Annotated in this window: 4 protein-coding genes; 2 read left to right on the forward strand and 2 right to left on the reverse strand. The window is 63.4% G+C overall.

Going from position 1 to position 6,765, the window contains the following annotated elements; all coding sequences use genetic code 11:
• The first annotated feature begins 19 nt into the window (after nucleotides 1-19).
• Both GGR40_RS16705 and GGR40_RS16710 read left to right on the forward strand, forming a co-directional pair.
• Complete coding sequence (locus tag GGR40_RS16705; RefSeq protein WP_429277384.1) at nucleotides 20-3,943, forward strand: beta strand repeat-containing protein; 3,924 nt, start codon at nucleotides 20-22, stop codon at nucleotides 3,941-3,943.
• A 52-nt stretch (nucleotides 3,944-3,995) separates the two neighbouring features.
• Nucleotides 3,996-5,066: a TIGR03032 family protein gene (locus tag GGR40_RS16710; RefSeq protein WP_429277385.1), complete on the forward strand. Its 1,071-nt coding sequence runs from the start codon at nucleotides 3,996-3,998 to the stop codon at nucleotides 5,064-5,066.
• Between the two features lie 195 nt (nucleotides 5,067-5,261).
• Here GGR40_RS16710 and GGR40_RS16715 read toward each other — a convergent pair whose 3' ends face one another.
• Both GGR40_RS16715 and GGR40_RS16720 read right to left on the reverse strand, forming a co-directional pair.
• The gene (locus GGR40_RS16715) at nucleotides 5,262-6,248 is read right to left on the reverse strand and encodes an MBL fold metallo-hydrolase (protein ID WP_429277386.1); all 987 of its coding nucleotides are present in this window, start codon (nucleotides 6,246-6,248) and stop codon (nucleotides 5,262-5,264) included.
• 20 nt (nucleotides 6,249-6,268) lie between these two features.
• The coding region (locus GGR40_RS16720) for an SDR family NAD(P)-dependent oxidoreductase (RefSeq protein ID WP_429277387.1) at nucleotides 6,269-6,765 on the reverse strand (497 nt) is incomplete at its 5' end.

The raw sequence follows: 6,765 nt of genomic DNA on the forward strand, positions 1-6,765 counted from the left end.
TTCAATCACGATCGGTGACGTGTCGACTTCCGGTCCGCTCGCGGGCGGCGTCCGTGCGATCGGCGGCCTTGATGGTGATGTCACGGTCGCTACCGGCAACGTCACGACCACTGGCCTTGACGGCAGCAGCTTCTTCTTCCTGCCCAATTCCACCGGCATCACTGCGACCGCCGCAGGGACCGGAAATGTCTCTGTGACCTCCGGCTCGATCAACACCGCAGGGCTTGGCGCACGCGGCGTCAACGCCAGTGCCGCCGCAGGTGACGTGACTGTCACTACCGGTCCTGTCACTACGACCGGCGGTAATGCCATTGCCGTCGCCGCCAACAGCGACACCGGCAATGTCAGCGTCACCACCACCGGTGCCGTCAACACCACCGGCGATGGCGCGCAGGGCATCTATGCCACCGCGCGCAACGGCAGTGCAGCGGTCTCGGCCACCACCGTCGCCACCAGCGGCTTCAACGCCGCCGGCATCCAGGCGATCTCAGGCGCAGGTGGCAGCACCGTAGACTTCGACGAGGTCTCGACCTCAGGCACCTTCTCGACCGGTGTGATCGCAGGCTCGACCGGCGGGGACGTGAATATCACCGGCGGCGACGTCACGGCGACGGGGGCCGTCTCTTCGGCGATCTACGGCTATTCGGACACTGGCACGGTGAACGTGACCACCACCGGCGATGTCGTCTCAACGGGGCGCGGCAGCTTTGGCATCTACGCCATTTCGGCAACCGGCGACGTTGCGGTTTCAGCCAACAACGTCTCGACCGTCGCAGCCGATGCGGCTGATACCGCCACCAGCCGCAGCGCGATCTATGCGCAAGGTGCCAACGCCAGCGTCGTAGTGACCGGCACGGCCGCGATGGCCGGCCAGGCACTTTACGGCGGCCCCGCAGACGCCGTTACCGTCATCGCCACCAACGGCGATGCCAGCGCGGACCTCAACAATGTCTTTTCCACCGGAACCGGCAGCGACGCTGTAAATGTCTCCGCGACCGGCGGCATGGCCATGATCAACGTCGATGGCGCCGTATCGACCACGGGGGGCAACAGCTTCGGGCTCTATGCGCGCGGCGATCAGGGCGTCACGGTGACGGGCGCAGGCAGCGTCACGACCAGCGGCGCAAATGCGAACGCAGTGGATGCGCTCAGCACCACCGGTCCCGTCTCGGTGACGATCGGCGATGTCTCGACCTCCGGTTCGCTCGCCGCTGGCATCCGCGCGATCGGCGGCCTTGATGGTGATGTCACGGTCGCTACCGGCAACGTCACGACCACTGGCCTTGACGGCAGCAGCTTCTTCTTCCTGCCCAATTCCACCGGCATCACTGCGACCGCCGCAGGGACCGGAAATGTCTCTGTGACCTCCGGCTCGATCAACACCGCAGGGCTTGGCGCACGCGGCGTCAACGCCAGTGCCGCCGCAGGTGACGTGACTGTCACTACCGGTCCTGTCACTACGACCGGCGGTAATGCCATTGCCGTCGCCGCCAACAGCGACACCGGCAATGTCAGCGTCACCACCACCGGTGCCGTCAACACCACCGGCGATGGCGCGCAGGGCATCTATGCCACCGCGCGCAACGGCAGTGCAGCGGTCTCGGCCACCACCGTCGCTACCAGCGGCTTCGACGCGGCCGGCATCCAGGCGATCTCGGGCGCAGGCGGCAGCACCGTCGACTTCGACGAGGTCTCGACCTCAGGCACCTTCTCGACCGGTGTGATCGCAGGCTCGGCCGGCGGGGACGTCAACATCACCGGCCGCGATGTCACGGCGACGGGGGCCGTCTCTTCGGCGATTTACGGCTATTCGGACGCCGGCGCGGTGAACGTGACCACCACCGGCGATGTCGCCTCGACGGGGCGCGGCGGCTTTGGCATCTACGCCACTTCGGCAACCGGCGACGTTGCGGTTTCAGCCAACAACGTCTCGACCGTCGCAGCCGATGCGGCTGATACAGCAACGAGCCGCAGCGCGATCTATGCGCGGGGTGCCAACGCCAGCGTCGTCGTGACCGGTACGGCCGCGATGGCCGGTGAGGCTCTCTACGGAGGCCCTGCCGACGCCGTCACCGTCATCGCTACCAACGGCGATGCCAGCGCCGACGTCCGCAACGTCACGTCCACCGGCGCAACCTCGCGGGCCATCAACGTGACGGCTACCGGCGATGCATCTGCGACCGTACGCGGCGCTGTGTCGGCCACCGGAACTGGTGCCGATGCCGTGTTTGTCAATGCCGGTGACCGGGCGAACGTCACCGTAACCGCCAACGGCACGATCGCGTCGGTCAATGGCAACCTGATCACCGCAAACTCCGTCAACGGCACGACGATCAACAATGCCGGTGTGCTGGGATTTGCCCAGAACGGCTACACGATCGCCGTCACCGGCGGGCCCGCTGTTATCAACAACAGCGGCACCCTGCGCAGCGACATCCTGCTTACTGCAGGCAATGACGTTGTGAACAACAGCGGTCGTTTCGTCCTGGCTGAAAACCCGGACTTCGGCGCTGGCGCCGACGTGTTCAACAACACCGGGACGGTGGCACTCTCCGCTGGCCGCACGACAGCCGGAACGGTGACGCTGACCGGGCTGGAGCAGTTCAACAACTCCGGTCTGGTTGACCTTCGCAATGGCGTCACCGGCGACAGGCTGGTCGTTCCCGGTGCCTTCACGGGCTCCGGCGCTTCCCAGCTCGGACTGGACGCCAACCTTGGGACCGGCGCTTCTGACCGTCTGGTCCTCGGCGCGGGCGCAACCGGTAGCACCACCATCCTTCTGCGCCAGACAGGTACCGAGGCTCTGTTCAATCCCGGTACGATTGTCGTCCAGGCTGGCGCCGCATCTTCCGCGAATGCCTTCAACCTTGGCGGTGCCGGCGGCGGAATGGACGCTGGTCTCGTTCGCTACGATGTCGTCTACAACCCAACCGACTTCTCCTACAGCCTCGTAGGTGGGCCGAGCGATGCGGCCTTCCGCACCCTGAACTATGTCGAAGGCGTTCGCAGCCTCTGGCTGAAGTCGGCGGATGTCGTCAGTGCGCAACTGCAGGCTCGCCGCGACCAACTCTGGGCTGAAGGCGAGGGTGAGACCACCGGCAAGATCTGGGTCCAGATGCATGGCTCCGTCGAAGATCGTGGCAATGGCGGCAACTTCACCGCGTTCGGCGCCACCCGTGCGGTCAACACCGGCTACAAGCAGGACTACTTCGGCGGGCAGGTCGGCCTCGACATCGGCGGAGGCAGCGGCGAGCGTGGCGGTTTCGCCTTCGGCGTGACCGGCGGCTACATCTCGTCGTCGATGCAGTTCGATGGTTCGGCTGATCGCGTCAGCTTCGATGTCGTGAACGCGGGTGTCTACGGAAGTTTCACCAGCGGCAACGTCTTCATCAACGGCCTGGCCAAGTATGATTATTACTGGGCCGATGCACGCAGCACCGGCGGTGGCTTCCGAGACAAGTCCAAGGGCGACGCCTACGGCGGTCGTGTCGAAGCCGGGCTCCGCTTCGGTAATGACAGCTTCTTCGCCGAACCGGCCGTTAGCGTATCCTACGTAAAGTCTGACTTCGACAGCTTTGCCTCGCAGGGCGTTGCCGTCGACTTCAACGATGCCGATGGACTTCGCGGGCGTGCCGGCGCACGTCTAGGCACCCAGATCGACATGTTCGGCGCTAAGGCCTCGATCTATGCCGGCGGCAACTACGTTCACGAATTCAAGGGACGCGACAGCGTCACTTTCGTGAGCGGCGGCCAGACTCTCACCTATCGCAACAATCGGGTGGGCGACTATGGTGAGGCTAAGCTGGGCGTGGAAATCGCCCAGGTCGGCGGGGTCAGCGGGTTCATCGAAGGGACCTATATCAAGTCCTTCAGCGATAACAGCGCTCGCCGTTCGGACATCGAAGGTGCCGGCGGCCGCGCCGGTCTTCGAATTCGCTTCTGATCAAAGCCGGGATTGCGCATAACCTGCGCAATCCCGTTTAAGGACCGTGCCAATGGCCCATGCCGAAAATGCAGGGGCCACGCCCCCGAACACAGAATTCATCGTATCGCCGGGGCTTCCCGACTGGTTGCGACGGCACAGGATGTCGTTCGGCTTCACATCCTACCAGACAGGGCAACTGTTTCTGGTAGGATTGATGCCGGATGGCGGGATATCGCTGAACCAGCAGAATTACTCTCAGGCCATGGGCCTGTGCTGGGACCAAGGGCGATTGTATCTCGCGAGCAAATTCCAGATATGGCGCCTGGAGAACATGCTCCGGCCAGGTCAAATTGGCAACGATCGCTTCGATGCCGTTTTCGTTCCTCGAAACGCCCACACCACCGGTGATCTGGATGTTCATGAATTGGGGGTCGATGCTGCCGGGCAGGTAATCTTTGCGAACACCAGTTACTCGTGCCTTGCAACGCTCGATCCCGTCGACAGCTTCCGCCCTTTATGGATGCCCGGCTTCATATCGGAACTTGCTGCTGGGGATCGATGCCATCTGAACGGGCTGGCCATGCTCGAAGGAACACCGGCCTTTGTGACGGTAGTCGCCGCTACGAATGAACCTGGAAAGTGGCGCGAGCATCGTTCTGATGGCGGGCTGCTTATCGATGTCAGAACTGGAGGCATCCTCGCCGGAGGCTTCTCAATGCCGCACTCTCCCAGAGCGGTAGAAGAGAAGGTCTATCTGCTGGATTCAGGTCGTGGCTACGTCGTTCAGGTCGATACTGGCAGCGGATTGTGTCGGGACCTGGCCTTCGCGCCCGGCTTTATGCGAGGGCTCGAAATTTGCGGCGGGTTCGCATTGGTCACGCTTTCCAAGCCGCGCTACGGAACATTCGCGGGATTGCCGCTCGACGCTGAACTTCAGGCACGCGGGCTTGCTCCATGGTGCGGAGTGATGATCATTGATCTGTCTACCGGGTGCCTGGTCGAATGGTTTCGATTGGAAGGTGACATCACTGAATTATTTGACGTCACAGCCATACCGACGATCGCGGCTCCTATGTCCGTCGGGGTGGGGTCAAGAGAATTGCTAGACACGATATCCTTCGATTATTTCCCTTGCAGCTAGACAGCGCGCCATACTTGAGGGCGTTGGTCGCAAGCTCGTTTAAAGTCCGCGCAATCGGCTTATTCACCCGTTCCAAGGTTAAGACCGGTTTTCGTCGACACCTGCTGAGATAGCAGACCGTCAGCAACTAGGGATCAAGAATTGACTGCTGAGAGTCTTAAATGGGTCGACGGTGTACAAGCGCCTGGCATGTAGCTATTCGAATTCGGCTGTTTCAGCAGGGCGCATGGGGACAAAACTCGCCGCGTCGATGCCGCGTGCGTGCAGGCCTGCCGTCAGTCGCCGGGCGGGTTCGTCCCAGAGTTCGTCCGTCAGCTTGAATGTCCCCCAGTGCATGCCGACCGCCGCCTTTGCTTCCAGATCCTGCATGATCTGGATGGCATCGTCGGGATCGGTATGCTGGGCTGCCATGAACCAGCGCGGCGCATAGGCTCCTATCGGCAGGATCGCGACATCGAGCGGCCCGAAGCGCGCCCGCAAGTCGCGAAAAATCGCACCTGTGCCATAGCCCGTGTCCCCGGCGAAATAGACCGTCCTGCCAAAGGCCTGCAGCATGAACCCGCCCCACAGGGCCATGCGGCGGTCGCGGGGACCACGCGATGACCAGTGCAAGGCCGGCACGATATGGGCATCGGCACCCGGGGCGATGTCGAAGCGGTCGAACCAGTCGCCCGTTTCGACGCGGGCATCGGGGATGTGGCGGCGGATTATGCTGTCATTGCCCAACGGGGTGATGATCCTTGGGGCATGCCGCGCCTGAAGATGCCGAAGGGTCGCAAGGTCCAGATGGTCGTAATGATTGTGGGACAGGAGGATCACGTCGATGGGCGGCAGGTCGCTCCTCCGGATGCCCGGCGCCGTCACGCGCCGCGGCCCGGCAAAGGCGATCGGGCTGGCGCGGTCGGACCAGACCGGATCGGTCAGGATGTTGAGCCCGCCGGCCTGGATCAGCAGGGATGCGTGGCCGATCATGGTGATGCACAATCCCTCCACCCTCTCCGCCGGAACGATGGGAGACACCGGCATCGATTTCGGCCATCGGGTTCGGGGAGCCGTGCGATACCAGCGCAGGATATCGCGCATCGACCGGTCTGTTTCCGGCTCTCCTGCCGGGTTCGTGAACCGGTGCCCGTCGAAGTGGGATGAGACGGGCCCGGTGTAATAGCGGTTCGTGAATGACATGGAGCCTCGCTTCAGAGGGATCACTCCGCTTTTGCCCAAGCAATGGCGTCGGCCCCAGCCGGGAGCACTGCCGGACAGTCCACGTCGGTCGCCGCACGGAAGATCGTGTGCGCGACATCCTGGGCTTCCGTCACCGGGCCGTTGGCCGCCTCTATCATCGTCGCCAGTGTTTGCCGGGCATAGTCGGCATAGGGTTTGGGGAAGCCACCGGCATCGGCCACGTGGCCTTGGGCAGTGCTGCCGAAACTGGTCGACGGCGCCATGCCGGGCATGACGACTTGAACGCGGATGCCGAACGGCGCCAGTTCGTGCGCCGCGGACTCGCTGAGGGCATTCATCGCTGCCTTGCTGGCACGATAGACCGACAGCAGGGGCAAGGGCTTGTAGAGCGAACTGGAACTGACATTGACGATCACCCCCTGGCGTCGCTCCCGCATTCCGGGAAGGACGGCCTGCATCATGGCGATCGCCCCGAACAGGTTGGTCTCGAACACCGCGCGTACCGTTTCGAGGGGGG

The organism is Novosphingobium gossypii, assembly GCF_050433305.1.
Classification (GTDB): Bacteria; Pseudomonadota; Alphaproteobacteria; order Sphingomonadales; family Sphingomonadaceae; genus Novosphingobium; species Novosphingobium gossypii.